Source organism: Psychromonas sp., from assembly GCF_047632955.1.
Lineage (GTDB): Bacteria > Pseudomonadota > Gammaproteobacteria > Enterobacterales > Psychromonadaceae > Psychromonas.
Map to the genome: position 1 here is coordinate 13,511 of NZ_JBLIED010000042.1, position 16,117 is coordinate 29,627.

Sequence of the window (16,117 nt, forward strand, 5' to 3'; positions counted from 1 at the left end):
TAATAAGCATGCGGATTTACACAAAAATGCCCTTCGAGTAGGAAAATGGATGATCGCCGGGCGGGTGATTGTCTAATAGCCGGTCATTGCGAATGAAAGAATGACCTTAGCGATAATTTTTATTATCAAAACCACCGGGTTTAACTAAAGGAGCTAACATTTTTTCTAACCCGTTTAATTTTACTTCATAGATCAACGCTAACTGTTGCCCCAGTTTTCCTTCCGGAAAACCTTTGCTATTGAACCAGACTAAATAAGGCTCAGGCAAATAAATCAGCTTACGACCGGCATATTTACCAAAGGGCATAATTTGATTAATTGCTTCACTAAGCACTTTGGGATCATCTAACAAGGGCATTGCCTCTCTTAATTAATTATAACCGATATAAAAAGCCGATAGATTACGGCTTTCTACTCTGTAGAGGTTATTAGTTGCTTTACACTTTTGCCAAGGCTTGCTCAACATCGGCAATAATATCATCAATGTTTTCAATACCAACAGAGATACGGACCAATTCTTCGCTGACTCCCGTGGCTTTTAACTCTTCCGGATTTAGCTGGCGATGAGTTGTTGAAGCCGGGTGACAGGCTAATGACTTAGCATCTCCGATGTTGACCAAGCGTAAAATCATTTGCAGTGCATCGATAAACTTACCGCCGGATACGGCGCCGCCTTTAATACCAAAGCTTAAAATACCGGAAGCCTTACCGCCACATATTTTTTGACAGACTTCATAATAGGGACTGCTTTTAAGCGCTGCGTAGTTAACCCACTCGACTTTTTCATGTTTATTAAGGTAAGCGGCTAATTTCTCGGCATTTTCACAGTGCCGCTCCATGCGTAAACAGAGAGTTTCTAGACCCTGCATAATTTGAAACGAATTCATCGGAGAAATCGCTGCTCCGGTATTACGTAGAGGTACCACGCGGCAGCGGCCAATATAAGCCGCAGCACCCAATGCTTCGGTATAAACCACACCATGATAAGAAGGATCCGGTTCATTTAAAATTGCAAAGCGTTTTTTGTTTGCGACCCAGTCAAACTTGCCTGAATCAACAATAATACCGCCAATACAGGTACCGTGACCGCCAATATATTTAGTCAGTGAGTGCACCACAATATCAGCACCAAACTCAAATGGACGGCATAATACCGGTGTTGCAACGGTATTATCCACAATCAGAGGAACGCCGTGTTTATGGGCAATTTGAGCGAGTCTTTCAATATCAACAATATTACCGGCGGGGTTACCAATTGATTCACAAAAAACCGCGCGCGTATTGTCATCGATGGCATCCTCAAAACCCTGGTAATCGTCAAAATTGACCATTCGGGCTTCGACCCCCTGCTTGGGTAATGAGTGGGCAAAGAAGTTATAAGTACCACCATAGAGTTGACTGGAACTCACAATGTTAGTACCAACTTCGCATATACATTGTATGGCATAAGTAATTGCTGACATACCCGATGCTACCGCCAGTGCGCCAATCCCGCCCTCCATCGCTGCGACCCGTTTTTCCAGCACATCCGTGGTGGGATTCATTATTCGCGTATAAATATTACCGGGTACCTTTAAATCAAACAGATCTGCACCGTGCTGAGTATCGTCAAAGGTGTAGGAAGTGGTCAGATAAATTGGCACAGCAGCCGCTTTGGTAGTGGCTTCGGACTCATAACCGCAATGTAACGCGAGTGATTCTAATTTCATAAATACGCCTATTAAAAAATATAATGAATGGAAAAAAACAGCCCCTGATAAAGTCGTTCAAAGCTAGCACTGTTGATGTTCAATAAACAGCCTTTTTACAGAAAGGGATCACATTTTTAAAATATACACGCAGCTGTAAATTCAGAGACTGCTTAAACCTTGATCATCAACAGTCATTATTTTTAAATACTGTGCACGGAGAATATGACTCAACCGATAAATAGCTTTAATATTAGGACAGGTTGAGTATAAATAAAAATAAAAGCTCGACATGAAAATATACTTAAAGAGGTTAGAATCGGTATAGTAGGGTCTCGAGATTATTTTTCCCGAAGGCAAAGGTAGTATTGTATATGAGTAATTAGCTCGGGCTTCTGCAGTTTACAGGTCAAAAATCATCTACGCTTTAACCCGAACTTGTTCGTGCCTTGACTCCTTTTTTTTCAGTGACGCAGGAAAGGTCAACAGACCCTCACGTTTTTTATTTTGGATAAGTGATGTTACGAACTAATTTTATCTCTTTGTTGTTATTAATCTGGAGACTATCGACAGTCTTTATTTTTCCAGTCATTATCTATTTTTATCTGCACTTGATGACCTTTTACACTGACGGTTTTACTTTTCAGCAATTAGACCAAGGCAGTAATATGCATAAAGGAGCCGTGGTTGTGGTTTATGTCATCTATCTGTTAATTTGGAAAAGTCTTAACAAAAAAGTTAATGATTACCTTAAAAAATTTGAATATTCATAATGTTATTATCCCCTTTAATACTTCTTGTCAGCACTGCTTCATTCATTTTCTGCCTTATTATTGCTTTCTCCTGGGCTTTATTACGTTTAAGAAAACAACGGGATCAGTTCTTTGTTGAGCTGAAATTAAGCGCGCAGGAGCTTTTGCACAATCAAAATATAAATATTGAAAAATCCCAAGAACTACTTAACAAGCAAACATTTATTGAGAGTTTGCAGCATCAAAGCAATAAACTGACCATACGCTTAAGGGAAACAGAAGTGCATCTGCAGGGCGCCACTCAACGCCTTCGGGAACAGCAGGAGAATGAGCAGAAGTTGAGCAATCAATTCGAATTACTTTCTCAGCGCATTTTCAGCGAAAAAGCAGCACAGTTTAAACAGTTAAATCAGGACAGTATCAGTCAACTGCTCGACCCTTTAAAAACACAGTTGGATGGTTTTAAAAAGCAAGTTGCTGATTGTTACGTTAATGAAAGTAAAGAACGCTACAATTTACAGAATGAAATTTCTAATCTGGCCAAACTCAACCAATTAATGCAGCAGGAAACCACTAATCTGACCAATGCATTAAAAGGTGATAATAAGCAGCAGGGTAATTGGGGAGAGGTTATTTTACAGCGTATTTTAGAGTCCTCCGGCTTGCGTGAGGGCCATGAATACAAAACCCAGGTGAGTTTTAAAAATGAGCAGGGGCAACGTTTTCAACCTGACGTGGTGGTACAGTTACCACAAAACAAAAATATTATTATTGATTCAAAAGTATCCTTAGTTGCCTACGAGCGATACTTTAATGCCGATGATCCGCAAACCCAAAAAGACGCCCTGCAGGCACATGTTGTATCTATTCGTCAGCATATTAGGGGATTAGGAAAAAAAGATTATCAGAACTTAATTGGCAGTAATACGCTTGATTATGTTTTATTATTTGTGGCCGTTGAACCGGCCTTTATCAGCGCACTGGAAGAGGATCCGGCGCTGGTTAAATTAGCACTGGATAACAATGTGTTACTCGCCAGTCCAACCAACTTAATGATTGCATTGCGCACTATTGATAACCTCTGGCGCATTGAGCAACAGGAGCATAACGGCCGTTTAATTGCCCAGCAAGCCGGTAAGTTATACGATAAATTACGCTTGTTCAGTGAAAATATGTTAGATGTTGGCTCACAGTTGAATAAAGCCCAAAACAGTTACGACCGGGCACTGAAGCAACTCAGTCAGGGCCGGGGCAATCTCATACAGCAGGCGGAGCAGTTAAAAGAGATGGGTGTGACCGTGACTAAACCTTTACCTGAGACCTTAGTTGAGCTCGCTAAAGTAGAGATGCCTGATTCTCATAAGAGAACTTAACACGTTAAACTAGCGGCGCCAAAAATGAGGTAAAAACAACACTACTACGGTCAGTATCTCTAATCGTCCCATCAGCATACCAATGGCTAACACCCATTTAGAGGGATCCGATAAAGTCGAGAAATTTCCGCTCGGACCAATGCTCGGATCCAGGCCGGGTCCAACATTGGAAACAGCGGTAATGGATGCAGACAGAGCAACCAGTGCGCTTGAGCCAAACAGTGCCAATAACAAGGTTGATACTGCGATTGTGCCCATATAGGCCAAAATAAAAGCAATTAAAGAGCGTAAAATATCATCGCTGACGGTGCGATTATTATAACGTTGCGGAAAAACACCACGCGGGTGAATTAAGATCATTAACTGGCGTTTGAGCATACTGGTGGCAATTTGAAAGCGGAATATTTTTATACCACCGGAGGTAGAGCCGGAACAAGCTCCGGAAAACATCAATCCCCAAAAAACCACAATACTAAAATCACCCCAGGAAATAAAATCATCAAGTCCAAAACCAGTTGTGGTTACCACGGAAACAACATTAAAAAAACTTAATCGAAAGGCGTCAGGCAGAGAGAATTGCTCACTGAAAAATAAATAAGCGGTTAAACTTAGCGTAAAAAATAGAATAACTTTAATAAAGCCTAAGACTTGCGCATCATGAAAAAGAGAGACTAAACTGCGTTGGTTAAAGGCACGAATAAACAATAAAAATGGTAACCCGCCCAAAAACATAAAAATAATGGCATTCCAGTGTGCGGCATGGGAAAAATTACCCATTGAACGGTCCGACGTTGAATATCCTCCCGTGGAAATCGTGGTCATCGCATGATTAATCGCATCGAAACTGTCCATACCGGCGAGTCGGTAGCCAATAAAACAGCACACGCTTAAAAATACGTAGACCAGCAAAATACCGGTCGCGACACTGCGGGTTTTAGATTCCGCTTTGTCTGACCAGTCTGAAGATTCTGTTTGGAAAAGGCGCATTCCGCCGACATTTAAAAAGGGCAAAATAGCCACCCCCATCACGATAAAACCGACTCCCCCTAACCATTGTAAAATGGAACGCCATAATAGGATACTGGGGTGCATAGTATCTAAATTATTGAGCACTGTACTACCGGTGGTGGTGATCCCCGACATGGTTTCGAAAAAGGCATTACTGAAATTAATATGTTCAATCAGCACAAAAGGTAATGCGGCAAAAATACTGGCTAAAACCCACACTCCTGTGGTTAATAAGAACATCTCTCTTATTCCCAGGCGGGATAACTGTTTTTCTTTTCCCATGAAAATAAAAAGAGCAGAAGCGAAATGCGTAATAATAATAGAAGACAAAAACTCCATACCGCCTAAGGTATTATTATAAAAGGCGAAAACCATGGGGGGATACATAAATATTGCCATTTTTGACAATACCAATCCGGTGATAAAGAGTAGAGGGCGAGTGACCATAGTAAATCAGAACTACAAAAAGAACGGGCTGGGTTGAAATAATTTTTCGATATCGCTGATATACTTTTTATTCACCAAAAACAATATAACGTGGTCATCTGTTTCAACCACGGTATTATCATGGGCGATTAATACTTCCTCGTTTCTCACTATCGCACCGATACTTGTACCTGGTGGTAATTTAAGTTGGCATAACTCTCGGCCAACGACTTTCGAGGTCATGCTGTCACCGCGGGCAATAATTTCAATCGCTTCAGCAACCCCTTCCCGCAAAGAGTAAACGTGCTTCAAATCAGCCTTACGGACATGGGTCAGCAGCGCAGAAAGCGTCGCCTGCTGCGGAGAAATGGCGATGTCCAAAATGCCTCCCTGTACAAGGTCAAGATACGCACTGCGCTGGATCAACACCATCACTTTCCTTGCCCCCATACGTTTAGCCAGCATCGCTGACATAATGTTGGCTTCATCATCATTGGTAACGGTAATAAAAAGGTCGATTTGATCAATGTGCTCTTCGGTAAGCAATTCCTGATCCGATGAATCACCGCAAAAGACAATAGTGTTCGACAGTGTTTCGGAAAGGTATTCTGCCCGTTTTAAGTTTTTTTCGATTAATTTAACGGAATTGTCTTTTTCTAAGCGTTTGGCTAAGCTTTCACCGATATAACCGCCACCGACAATCATTATACGTTTGTAGGGCTTTTCAAGCTTTTGCATCTCGCTCATGATGGCGCGAATATGTTGACTTGCAGAGATAAAAAACACCTCATCATCCGCTTCAATAATAGTGGTACCACGAGGACGAATTGCTTTGCCGCGCCTGAAAATAGCAGCCACCCGCGCTTCAACATTAGGCATGTGCTGTTTTAACGTAGAAATAGCATTACCCACCAACGAACCGCCATAGTAGGCTTTAATCGCCATTAAATTGACTTTACCGTCGGCAAAATTGGCAACCTGTAATGCGCCCGGATAATCGATCAACTGGGTAATATAATCACTTACTAATTTTTCGGGTGCGATCACATGGTCGATAGGGAAAGCGCCACTTGCAAATAACTCTTTTTCGAATTGAATGAAACCTTGTGAACGGATACGGGCTATTTTTTTAGGCACATTAAAGAGCGTAAAAGCAATTTGACAGGCGACCATATTAACTTCGTCAGAATTGGTCACGGCAATTAACATGTCCGCGTCTTCCGCCCCGGCTTCAGCGAGTATTACCGGGCTTGAAGCACTTCCCTGAACAACACGTAAATCAAACCTGTCCTGTAGCTCTTGTAAATTATCGGGCGATAAATCAACCACCGTAATGTCGTTATTTTCACCAACAAGGTTCTCTGCCAATGAAGCACCCACCTGCCCTGCGCCTAATATAATAATTTTCATGCGATCTCATTATCCTTTTGTGATCCTGTTGATAATAAAAACCATCTGCAATGGTTATATTAGCTGATATTTACATGCGCTTTTTAAGGTTTCATTTAATCAGACTTAAAACATTAAGTGCCAGATGGAGAGTATTTTTAAAAGACAGATAAGCACACATTTAACTCAGTGAATAAATGAACAGACTGCCATGATTGCTCATTAACAGCCTATTTTATAATGACTTTTGCAGTTTTGCATAATAAAAACCATCCATCGCATTCTCATTGGGCAATATCTGCCGACTTTTGCTGTGCATATTATCCTGCGCGGCAAGAGGTATTAATGCGGCATCCGGCTTACTTGCTAAAAAGTCTTGAATCTGTAAATCGTTTTCATCGGGCAAAATAGAGCAAGTTGCGTAGAGTAGCACACCTCCGGGTTTTAATTTATCCCATAACGCATGCAAAATTTGTTTTTGTAAGGTCACCAAACCGGCAATATCACTGTCGCGGCGTAACCAGCGGATATCCGGATGACGGCGAATAACGCCGGTAGCACTGCAGGGAGCGTCGCAAAGAATACGATCAAAGAGCTCACCATGCCACCAACTGCCGGGTTGTGATGCATCACCGTGAATAACGGTTGCATTAAGTTTAAGACGGTCTAAGTTCTCTTGAACGCGTATTAAACGTTTTGCATCTGCATCCACAGCCACCATCTGCTTTATATCAGCCTGCAGCTCTAGAACATGTACGGTTTTACCACCCGGCGCTGCACAAGCGTCTAATACCAGATCGCCAGCTTGGGCGTCTAGATAATGCGCCGCCAGCTGAGCTGCGCCATCCTGTACTGAAACCCAGCCTTCTGCAAAACCGGGTAATTTGTAAACATCGGTGGCTTTTTCTAAACGCAGTGCATTTTCATTAAACTCCGCGCTAAAACTAAGCAATCCGGCGTCGTTTAACAGCGCCAGGTATTGCTCGCGCGTATGGTGAAGCGCGTTTACCCGCAACCACATCGGCGCCTGCTGATTATTATTGTGCATAATTTGAGCTGCCAGCTCGTCGCCATAACCTGCTTGTAAGCGTTTTACGAGCCAGCTTGGATGACAATAAACCAGTGCCGGTTGTTGATCCGCTTTTTCTACCAAGCTCTCCTGCTCACGTAAAAAATTCCGTAACACGCCGTTAACCATGCCTTTTAGCGCCTGTTTTTTCAGTTCTTTCGCGCCATTAACTGTTTCTCCCACTGCGGCATGGCTGGGGATTCGAGTATAAAGTAACTGGTAAAAACCGACTAATATAAGGAAATGCAGATCGCGTTGCTTGCCTTTAAGTGCTTTGTCCATCAGAGAACGGCAGAAAAAATCCAAGCGTGGCAGAGTGCGTAAAACGCCGTAACAAAGTACCTGTAATAGGGCTTTATCTTTAGGAGAAAGATCCTGCTGGGCAGGGGGTAAAACATTGGACAAGGATTGCCCCTGCTCTACCACTTGGTTTAAAATTTTGGCCGCTAATGCTCTTACATTCATTTAATTAACCTTGCTGTAATAAAGTACCCTGCGCAAACAATTCACGACGAGAATTTAAAATATCTTGTACCGGCAGTGCTCTTTTGCCCGCCAACTGGAGCACCTCAAGATTTAAAATGCCTTTACCCGTTGCCACTTGAATACCGTTTTTATCCGCGCCAATAATAGTCCCCGCGGGCAGTTCATTCTCACCGGCAAGTAAACTTGCCTGATGCACTTTGATTGCTTTATCTGCAAGCATAAAATAACTCACCGGCCAGGGATTAAATGCGCGAATACAACGTTCGATAAAGACAGCGTCTTTGGACCAATCAATTAAAGCCTCGCTTTTACTCAATTTTTTAGCGTAACAGGCCAATTGCGGATCTTGTTTTTCAGCCTGCAATTCACCCATGACAAGTTTATTAATAGTATCGACTAATACGCCAGGCGCCTGCAGAGCAAGTTTTTCATAGAGCGACGCGCTGCTTTCATTTAAGTCAATTGAACAACTCACTTTAGCCAACATATCACCGGTATCCAGACCTTCATCCATCTGCATGATAGTCACACCCGTCTGCGCATCACCCGCCCAAATTGCGCGTTGAATAGGCGCAGCACCCCGCCAGCGAGGCAGCAATGAACCGTGCACATTTAAACAGCCTAAACGGGGAGTATCTAATACCGAGGTAGGTAATATTAACCCGTAAGCAACGACTATCATAATATCGGCATTCAATTCGGCCAGTTGCTTAACACTGCCTGCTTCTTTGAAGTTATCGGGCTGATAGACGGCAATCTGCTGCTGCAAAGCAAGCTCTTTAACAGCACTCGCGGTTAGTTTTTTGCCGCGTCCCGCCGGGCGATCCGGTTGTGTATAAACGGCAATCACATTATGTTCAGAATTTATCAATGCGCTAAGATGCTTAGCGGCAAAATCAGGGGTGCCGGCAAAAATTATATTTAGTTTTTCCAAGAGAAACCTTAAAGTCGAAATGGTGGTTATTTTTGGTTTTTAAATGTGCTCTATTCGACTCTGATCACCAGCCGCAAAGAGTATCAACAAACCTATCCGTATTGTCGTTGTAATTTTTCCAATTTGATTTTAATGCGCTTTTGTTTCAGAGGTGATAGATAATCAATGAATAATTTTCCATCCAGATGATCCATTTCATGCTGAATACAAACCGCCAGTAAACCGTCAGCCTTTAATACCTGCTTCTTACCCTCAATATCCAAGTATTCTAAGGTCACATATTCGGCACGTTTAACCTCGGCATTGGTTTCCGGAACGGAAAGACAACCTTCTTCAGAGACTTCTTCTCCTGAAGATTCTACAATGACCGGATTGATGATCACCATTGGCTGATCCCGCTGCTCCGAAACATCAATAACAACAAGACGTTGATGGAAATTTATTTGTGTAGCAGCAAGACCGACACCGTCTTCCTCATACATGGTTTCAATCATGTTTTCAGCTACTTTTTTAAGTTCGACCGTGATCTGATCTACAGGTTTTGCAATCGTTCTCAGTCGTTTATCTGGAAAACATAATACTTCGAGTAAAGCCATGTTATTATCCCTGTCCTATCGGTTAATGTTACAGAGTTCTAATTCTAGTCATTTCCGAATACAAAAAAAAGTTTTATTAGTCATCAGACAAGGATTGTTATGAAATTCAACCGAATTACAGCTTTATTGATAGGTATTGTGCTTTCTACTGTTTCCATTGCAGACACTATAACTCTAAAAGAAAATCACCCAGAAACCTATCGAGTTGTTAAAGGAGATACCTTATGGGATATTTCTTCTCATTTTTTAAACTCCCCCTGGTTGTGGCCGCGTTTATGGCAGGCAAATGGTCAAATTAAAAATCCTCACCTTATTTATCCCGGTGATCTGTTAACGTTGATTTGGGTTGATGGAGAGCCTCGACTTTCCCGCAAGAGATTAAAAAAATTATCACCAATACCACGGTTACAGGACAAACAGGCAGCTGTCCCGACGATTCCTTTAACTTCTATCTCCTCTTTTTTATCAAAAGACCATGTTATTGATCCGGCGCTATTGGCCGATGCCCCCCGTTTACTCGGCGATGCAAAAGGAGCACTGCGTTTCTTTGAAGGAGATATATTTTATGGGCAGGGACAATACGATAAAGGTAAGCTGTATGGTGTTTATCGTTTAGGTGCAGAGTATATTGATACTGTCACTGAAGAGTTTTTAGGCCAGCAACTGATCTTTATCGGCCACACGGAAGTATCTAAAAGTCCAAATGTTAACGGCACAGAACAGGTAACACCACTTGATTTTATAAGTAGTCCAAGAGAAGCTCGTCAAGGAGATTTGATACTGCCCATTCCGGAACATGAAACATTACCGGCATACTTTTTACCTCAGTCGGTTGCAAAAACAACAACAGGTCAGATTCTTGGATCAATTAACGATTTAAGAGCAAGTGGTAAGTGGGATATTGTGGTAATCGACAAGGGTCAACGAGATAACATTCAAATAGGCTCGATGTTTTCTGTCTTACAATCGGGTCCTGACGTATTAGTTAATAAAACCCAGGTTATTTATCAAGAAGATGCTTCATACCTCAAGAAATTAGGTGACCCCGATATAATAATACCCGCTGAGCGTGTGGGTGAACTATTGGTCTTTAAGGTCTATGATAAAGTCAGTATCGCGATGATAATGCGCAGTTCCGAGCTGATCAGGGTAAATTATAAAATACAAGGCTTGGAGTTTTAGCCCTTTAATATAATGTGACTCTCTGACCTTATTGGTTTAAGGGCAGAGAGCCACAAGGCAGGTGACTATTCAATTCGACTTGTTTTCACAACAAAATAATGAACTTAATAGTCGCTATTGGATGATTTTAGATGCCATTCCAGCACTTCCTAAACGCACGCTATTAAAACTGCTTACTTACCATTCAATTGAACAACTACTACAGTTACCAAAAGATCACCTGCAAGCCTATGGATTAAAAGAAAGACAAATAACGGCTCTGCTTAAACCGGACTTAACATTAATTGAAAGTCATCTTTCCTGGTTAGACAGCTCAGCAGAAAACCATATCATCTGTTACGACAGCCCGCATTACCCACCATTATTAAAGGAAATAAGCAGTCCGCCACTATTACTTTATTTACAGGGTAATATCAGTTTATTGAGCACTCCACAAATAGCCATAGTAGGCAGTCGCAACTGTACTCCATACGGTAAGGAGAAAGCTTATCAATTTGCACAGCAATTAAGTGCTGCAGGTTTTACCATCACCAGTGGTTTAGCCATTGGTATCGATGGGTCTGCGCACCAAGGAGCAATAAACAAAGAGGGGGATACCATTGCGGTATTAGGCACAGGGTTAAATAATATCTATCCCAAGCGCCACCTTAAACTGGCGCAGCAAATAAAAGAAAATGGCTTGTTGGTGTCGGAGTTTTGGCCAAATGCCGCAGCATTTCCAAGTAACTTCCCCAGACGCAACCGTATTATTTCAGGTTTAAGTTTAGGTGTATTGGTTATTGAAGCTTCTAAACGCAGCGGATCTTTAATTACTGCGCGTTATGCATTAGAGCAAAATAGGGATGTCTTTGCACTACCGGGTTCAATTGATAATAGCGAGGCCTGCGGCTGCCACCAACTGATTCAGCAGGGGGCAAAACTGGTCATGGATGCGCAGGATATATGTGATGAATTTATGCACTTATGTGTACCCCCTTCAAGCGCTGCAGAGAAAACCGCAACCTCTGCCGCAGCCTCCCACCCTCTGTTAAAACATATTGATTTTCACCTCACTACCCTTGAACAATTATTGGATCGTAGCGGTTTTGATGTCGCGAGCTTACAAAATCAGTTAATAGAACTTGAGATAACTGGTAGAATAGCTGTCACCACTCAGGGTTATATAAAGTTAAGACATTAGATGTGCTTGTCATTTTTTCACCAACAGTAAAAACAAGGTTAAATATGTTTGAAATAATCATGTATCTATTTGAAAGCTATATGCAAATTGATCAAAGCATTGAAATAGATGCACAGGAGATCACCGATGAATTATTGGAAGAAGGCTTTCAGACGAGTGATATTTCAAAAGCACTCGCATGGCTTGATAATCTCACCAGCTTACATGAGCAGAACCTGCAGAGTAAAACGCAATTAGCCAAAGCAACCTCACATCGGATTTACAGTGCAGCTGAGCAGCACAGGATTAGCTGTGACTGTCAGGGTTTTATCTCCTACTTAGATCAGGCTGACATATTAAATACTCATACACGAGAAGTTGTTATAGATTGTGTGATGTCTTTAGATGTGGATGAATTAACCCTTCCTGATCTTAAGTGGTTAATATTAATGGTCTTATTTAATGATCCAAACAGTGAAGATGCCTTTTTACAGCTTGAATCTATGCTACTTGATTTTGAAGATGGACTCATTCATTAATATGCAAAAAAATCAGGAAGGTTTACACAGCCATCACCAAAAAAGCAAAGAACTCTGTCCGGAGTGCGGCAGTGAACTGCATATCCGTAATAGTAAACAGGGTACTTTTCTCGGCTGCTCAAACTATCCCGAGTGCAACTATCTACGCCCATTATCGGAAAAAAGTGACATAAAAAAAGTCCTACCTGGGACTAGTTGCGCATTGTGCGGACAACAACAAGTGCTAAAACAGGGTAAGTATGGATTATTTATTGGCTGTAGTACTTATCCCCAATGCCTGCATACGGAACAGCTTTCTGAAAAAAAAGAGATAGCAGAAGAAGACTGGGTGCCTTGCCCGTCATGTAAAAACGGGCATTTAATCAAACGCCAATCGCGATTTGGAAAAACCTTTTATGCCTGTGATAACTACCCCGCCTGCAAATACGCAGTGAATGACAAACCAGTCAATGAGTTTTGTCCTGACTGTCACTGGCCAATTTTGATAGAACGAAAAACAGCCAGTGCATTTCGCATAATATGTCCAAAAAAAGGATGTGGTTACCGTGGCAAGCCTATATAATCATCGTTTTTACGCTAACTTTTTAACCAACAATCCAAAGAGGAAAGAACCTTGACTAAACCTTTTGTAGCCATCTTAATGGGCTCTGATTCCGATCTGCCTGTTATGCAAGGTACTATCGAGATATTAAAATCTTTTGCTATCGATTTTGAAGTTAAAGTAACTTCAGCGCACCGTACACCAGCCGCGACCCATGCATATGTAACCGATGCAGAAAAACGTGGCTGTAAAGTATTTATCTGTGCTGCCGGTCTTGCCGCGCACTTAGCCGGTGCAGTTGCCGGAATAACAACACGTCCCATTATTGGAGTGCCAATTGACTGCGGTCCTTTAAACGGTCAGGATGCATTACTGTCAACTGTCATGATGCCTGCCGGCGTACCGGTTGCAACGGTTGCAATTGGCAGTGCAGGCGCAAAAAATGCAGCATACCTTGCAGCACAGATCCTTGCGGTTGCCGATGACGAACTAGCCATACGCGTCAAAGAAAATCGTGCTGAAAATGCGCGAGCGGTGATCGCAAAAGACGCTGCACTGCAGCTTAAATTAGCAAACCAGTAACGGATCTGCTGCTTTTGTTGAAACAAAGTGAATTAAATAACGCCCTGAAGATACTTCAATCTCAGGGCGTTATTGCTTATCCTACGGAATCTGTGTTTGGTTTGGGGTGCGATCCAGATTGTGAAGCTGCCATTCAAAAAATTCTTTTATTAAAACAACGTCCTGCTCATAAGGGATTAATTTTAATAGCCGCCAGCATTGAGCAATTAGAAAAATACGCTGATTTTTCTTTATTAACAGACACACAGCTGACAGAGATAAAAAAAACCTGGCCGGGCCCGACAACCTGGATTGTACCTTGCCAAAAAAATCTTTCTAAATTAATAAGTGGCGACTTTGATAGTGTTGCAGTAAGAGTAACTGCTCACCCCATCGTCAGGCAGATATGCCTGGCATTTGCTAAACCAATCATCTCTACCAGTGCCAATTTGTCCGGTTTAGAAGCCGCTTTAAATAGCCAGCAAATTAATAATATGTTCAAAAATAATCCCCTCTTAACATTAGTTATTGACGCCCCTGTTTCCGGACTATCAACTCCCACGCAAATTTTTGATGCGTCGACTGGTAAACGCTTACGATAAGCAACTTTTTTATGTACGGTAAATTTCCACTAGTAATTTTAAAATGTTAAATTATCGTTTATTAGCAATATCACCTACTATTTTGGAGTCCACATGGATCACTATGCCGTTTTTGGCAATCCAATTAAACAAAGTAAATCCCCCTTTATTCACACTTTATTTGCACAGCAAACACAAGAAAAGATGGTTTACAGTGCAATTGAGCCAGTAAAAGAGGATTTTGAGACGGCTTTAAAAGATTTTTTTTCAAGTCAGGGAAAAGGCTGCAATATTACCGCCCCTTTTAAAGAGCAGGCATACCAATACGCACAACAGTTAACAGAACGTGCTGAATTGGCAGGTGCAGTGAATACTTTAAAATTAACCGATGACGGTGTTCTGATCGGCGATAATACCGATGGCGCCGGTTTGATATTGGATCTTATAAATAATCATGTCACGCTTAAGGGAGCTCGTATCCTGTTGATTGGAGCTGGCGGGGCTGCCCGCGGTGTTTGTGGGCCGCTGTTAGCTGAACAGCCGCAAGAGTTGATCATCACCAATCGCACCTTTGCAAAAGCACAAACCCTGACAACCATATTCACAAAACTAGGTAATATATCTGCCTGTGAATTATCAAAACTATCGGGTGAATTCGATTTAATCATCAATTCAACATCCGCAAGTTTACAGGGCCAAGTGCCGCTCATCAGTGCTGAATTAATTCGACCTGAAACTGCAATATACGACATGATGTATAGCGCACAAGTAACCCCTTTTAATGCTTGGGCAAAGGACAAGGGAGCAAGATTTACCATCGACGGACTTGGTATGTTAGTTGGACAAGCGGCTGAAAGTTTTGCTATTTGGCGCGGCGTAAAACCTGGTGCAAAACAAGTATTAAATGAATTACGTCATAATTTAGCGACTTGATAAACTAAACTAATTTCATTAATTAGGATTATATTTAAGTAAAAAATAGACAAAATTATTGAATTTGCTATAAATAACAGAAAATTCAAACTTACTGCCATTAAGTTTGACCAAAGTTTTAACTACTTACTAGTATCTAAAAAGAGAAAAAATATGCAATCACATCGTGTTAATGAAGTCATCGAATTATTAAAACCCTACTGGTTAAAAAATAAAGAGTTAAGCCTGATGGAAACACTCGCACTTCTTTCTAAAGAATCTGGATTTGATAAACCTCTGGAACAGTTGAGTGATGAAGTCATCATTTATCATCTGAAAATGGATCAAACTGAAGCTGGTGAGATGATACCCGGCATTGCTAAGGATTGTGAAGATGACTTTCAAACTGCTTTATTAAAAGCAAGAGGATTACTTTAACAAAACAGCATTGGGTTATCTGGATTTGATCGCCTAGCTTGTGTAATACACTGGCGATGGAACAGGGTTCGCAGAGCTCATCCACTCGTGAAGCTTGCCTGTCGGTAAACTCGTCCTACTCGAGAGTAGGTCATGCATAAAATAGCCTCACTGAAACTAACCAGCGGGGTTATTTGTATCAGTTGCTTATAGATTGCAAGCTCAAGCTTCGCAGAGATCACCCCTCATAATTCCAGGCTGTCACAGGGCACGCAAAGCATAGCCCGTTCGTGACACTCCTCACCCCGACTATCACATGAAAGGAAGCCAGTACGTGGCTACTTTTTATATTGCACATGTTCGAGTAGTCATCGCATCAAGCGCTTAAACGAAAAAATCCCTGCTGACGTAGTCAACAGGGATTATTCGTTTATTAGGAGTCTAGCAATGACCTACTCTCACATGGGGAGACCCCACACTACCATCGGCGCAGCTGCGTTTCAC

At 41.8% G+C, this 16,117-nt stretch carries 17 protein-coding genes; 10 read left to right on the top strand and 7 right to left on the bottom strand.

All coding sequences use genetic code 11. The annotated features are described in order from the left end of the window. Positions 1 to 106 precede the first annotated feature (106 nt). Positions 107 to 358: a DUF3820 family protein gene (locus ACJAZP_RS17035; protein ID WP_415231942.1), complete on the bottom strand. Its 252-nt coding sequence runs from the start codon at positions 356 to 358 to the stop codon at positions 107 to 109. Positions 359 to 437: 79 nt separating this feature from the next. Continuing rightward, positions 438 to 1,709 (bottom strand): O-acetylhomoserine aminocarboxypropyltransferase/cysteine synthase family protein, encoded by a 1,272-nt coding sequence (locus tag ACJAZP_RS17040; RefSeq protein ID WP_415231943.1) that lies wholly within the window; start codon positions 1,707 to 1,709, stop codon positions 438 to 440. Between the two features lie 497 nt (positions 1,710 to 2,206). On the opposite strand from ACJAZP_RS17040, the gene ACJAZP_RS17045 reads away from it, so the two are divergent. Together ACJAZP_RS17045 and rmuC are read left to right on the top strand one after the other, a co-directional pair. Continuing rightward, on the top strand, positions 2,207 to 2,461 hold the full coding sequence (locus tag ACJAZP_RS17045) for a hypothetical protein (protein ID WP_415231944.1): 255 nt from the start codon (positions 2,207 to 2,209) through the stop codon (positions 2,459 to 2,461). Then, entirely contained in the window at positions 2,461 to 3,813 is a 1,353-nt protein-coding gene (gene rmuC / locus ACJAZP_RS17050) for a DNA recombination protein RmuC (RefSeq protein WP_415231945.1), read from the top strand. The genes ACJAZP_RS17045 and rmuC overlap by 1 nt, the downstream gene beginning before the upstream one ends. Before the next feature lie 9 nt (positions 3,814 to 3,822). Here the strand turns inward: rmuC and ACJAZP_RS17055 are convergent, their stop codons facing one another. From ACJAZP_RS17055 to def, 5 genes are all read right to left on the bottom strand, one after another. After that, positions 3,823 to 5,268 (bottom strand): TrkH family potassium uptake protein, encoded by a 1,446-nt coding sequence (locus ACJAZP_RS17055; protein WP_415231946.1) that lies wholly within the window; start codon positions 5,266 to 5,268, stop codon positions 3,823 to 3,825. 12 nt (positions 5,269 to 5,280) lie between these two features. Beyond that, a complete protein-coding gene (trkA, locus tag ACJAZP_RS17060) occupies positions 5,281 to 6,657 on the bottom strand; it encodes a Trk system potassium transporter TrkA (protein ID WP_415231947.1) in 1,377 nt (458 codons plus the stop codon). A gap of 214 nt (positions 6,658 to 6,871) precedes the next feature. Then, complete coding sequence (gene rsmB, locus ACJAZP_RS17065; RefSeq protein ID WP_415231948.1) at positions 6,872 to 8,170, bottom strand: 16S rRNA (cytosine(967)-C(5))-methyltransferase RsmB; 1,299 nt, start codon at positions 8,168 to 8,170, stop codon at positions 6,872 to 6,874. 4 nt (positions 8,171 to 8,174) lie between these two features. Next, positions 8,175 to 9,125 (bottom strand): methionyl-tRNA formyltransferase, encoded by a 951-nt coding sequence (gene fmt, locus ACJAZP_RS17070; RefSeq protein WP_415231949.1) that lies wholly within the window; start codon positions 9,123 to 9,125, stop codon positions 8,175 to 8,177. Between the two features lie 92 nt (positions 9,126 to 9,217). Further along, complete coding sequence (gene def / locus ACJAZP_RS17075; RefSeq protein WP_415231950.1) at positions 9,218 to 9,721, bottom strand: peptide deformylase; 504 nt, start codon at positions 9,719 to 9,721, stop codon at positions 9,218 to 9,220. A gap of 99 nt (positions 9,722 to 9,820) precedes the next feature. Here def and ACJAZP_RS17080 point away from each other — a divergent pair, with 99 nt between their 5' ends. The 8 genes from ACJAZP_RS17080 (at position 9,821) to ACJAZP_RS17115 (ending at position 15,634) form a co-directional block, all read left to right on the top strand. Continuing rightward, on the top strand, positions 9,821 to 10,903 hold the full coding sequence (locus tag ACJAZP_RS17080) for a LysM peptidoglycan-binding domain-containing protein (protein WP_415231951.1): 1,083 nt from the start codon (positions 9,821 to 9,823) through the stop codon (positions 10,901 to 10,903). A 61-nt stretch (positions 10,904 to 10,964) separates the two neighbouring features. Continuing rightward, complete coding sequence (dprA, locus tag ACJAZP_RS17085) at positions 10,965 to 12,083, top strand: DNA-processing protein DprA (protein WP_415231952.1); 1,119 nt, start codon at positions 10,965 to 10,967, stop codon at positions 12,081 to 12,083. Positions 12,084 to 12,127: 44 nt separating this feature from the next. Beyond that, positions 12,128 to 12,601, top strand: coding sequence for a DUF494 domain-containing protein (locus ACJAZP_RS17090; protein ID WP_415231953.1), 474 nt, complete (start codon positions 12,128 to 12,130; stop codon positions 12,599 to 12,601). A 1-nt stretch (position 12,602) separates the two neighbouring features. Further along, positions 12,603 to 13,163 (top strand): topoisomerase DNA-binding C4 zinc finger domain-containing protein, encoded by a 561-nt coding sequence (locus tag ACJAZP_RS17095; protein ID WP_415231954.1) that lies wholly within the window; start codon positions 12,603 to 12,605, stop codon positions 13,161 to 13,163. 51 nt (positions 13,164 to 13,214) lie between these two features. After that, positions 13,215 to 13,724 carry a 5-(carboxyamino)imidazole ribonucleotide mutase gene (gene purE, locus ACJAZP_RS17100; protein WP_415231955.1) on the top strand — a complete coding sequence of 170 codons (510 nt, stop codon included), beginning with the start codon at positions 13,215 to 13,217 and terminating at the stop codon, positions 13,722 to 13,724. A 14-nt stretch (positions 13,725 to 13,738) separates the two neighbouring features. After that, positions 13,739 to 14,305: an L-threonylcarbamoyladenylate synthase gene (locus ACJAZP_RS17105; protein ID WP_415231956.1), complete on the top strand. Its 567-nt coding sequence runs from the start codon at positions 13,739 to 13,741 to the stop codon at positions 14,303 to 14,305. Positions 14,306 to 14,398: 93 nt separating this feature from the next. Next, the gene (gene aroE / locus ACJAZP_RS17110; RefSeq protein ID WP_415231957.1) at positions 14,399 to 15,217 is read left to right on the top strand and encodes a shikimate dehydrogenase; all 819 of its coding nucleotides are present in this window, start codon (positions 14,399 to 14,401) and stop codon (positions 15,215 to 15,217) included. Between the two features lie 153 nt (positions 15,218 to 15,370). Further along, complete coding sequence (locus ACJAZP_RS17115; protein WP_415231958.1) at positions 15,371 to 15,634, top strand: YihD family protein; 264 nt, start codon at positions 15,371 to 15,373, stop codon at positions 15,632 to 15,634. Positions 15,635 to 16,117: the final 483 nt, after the last annotated feature.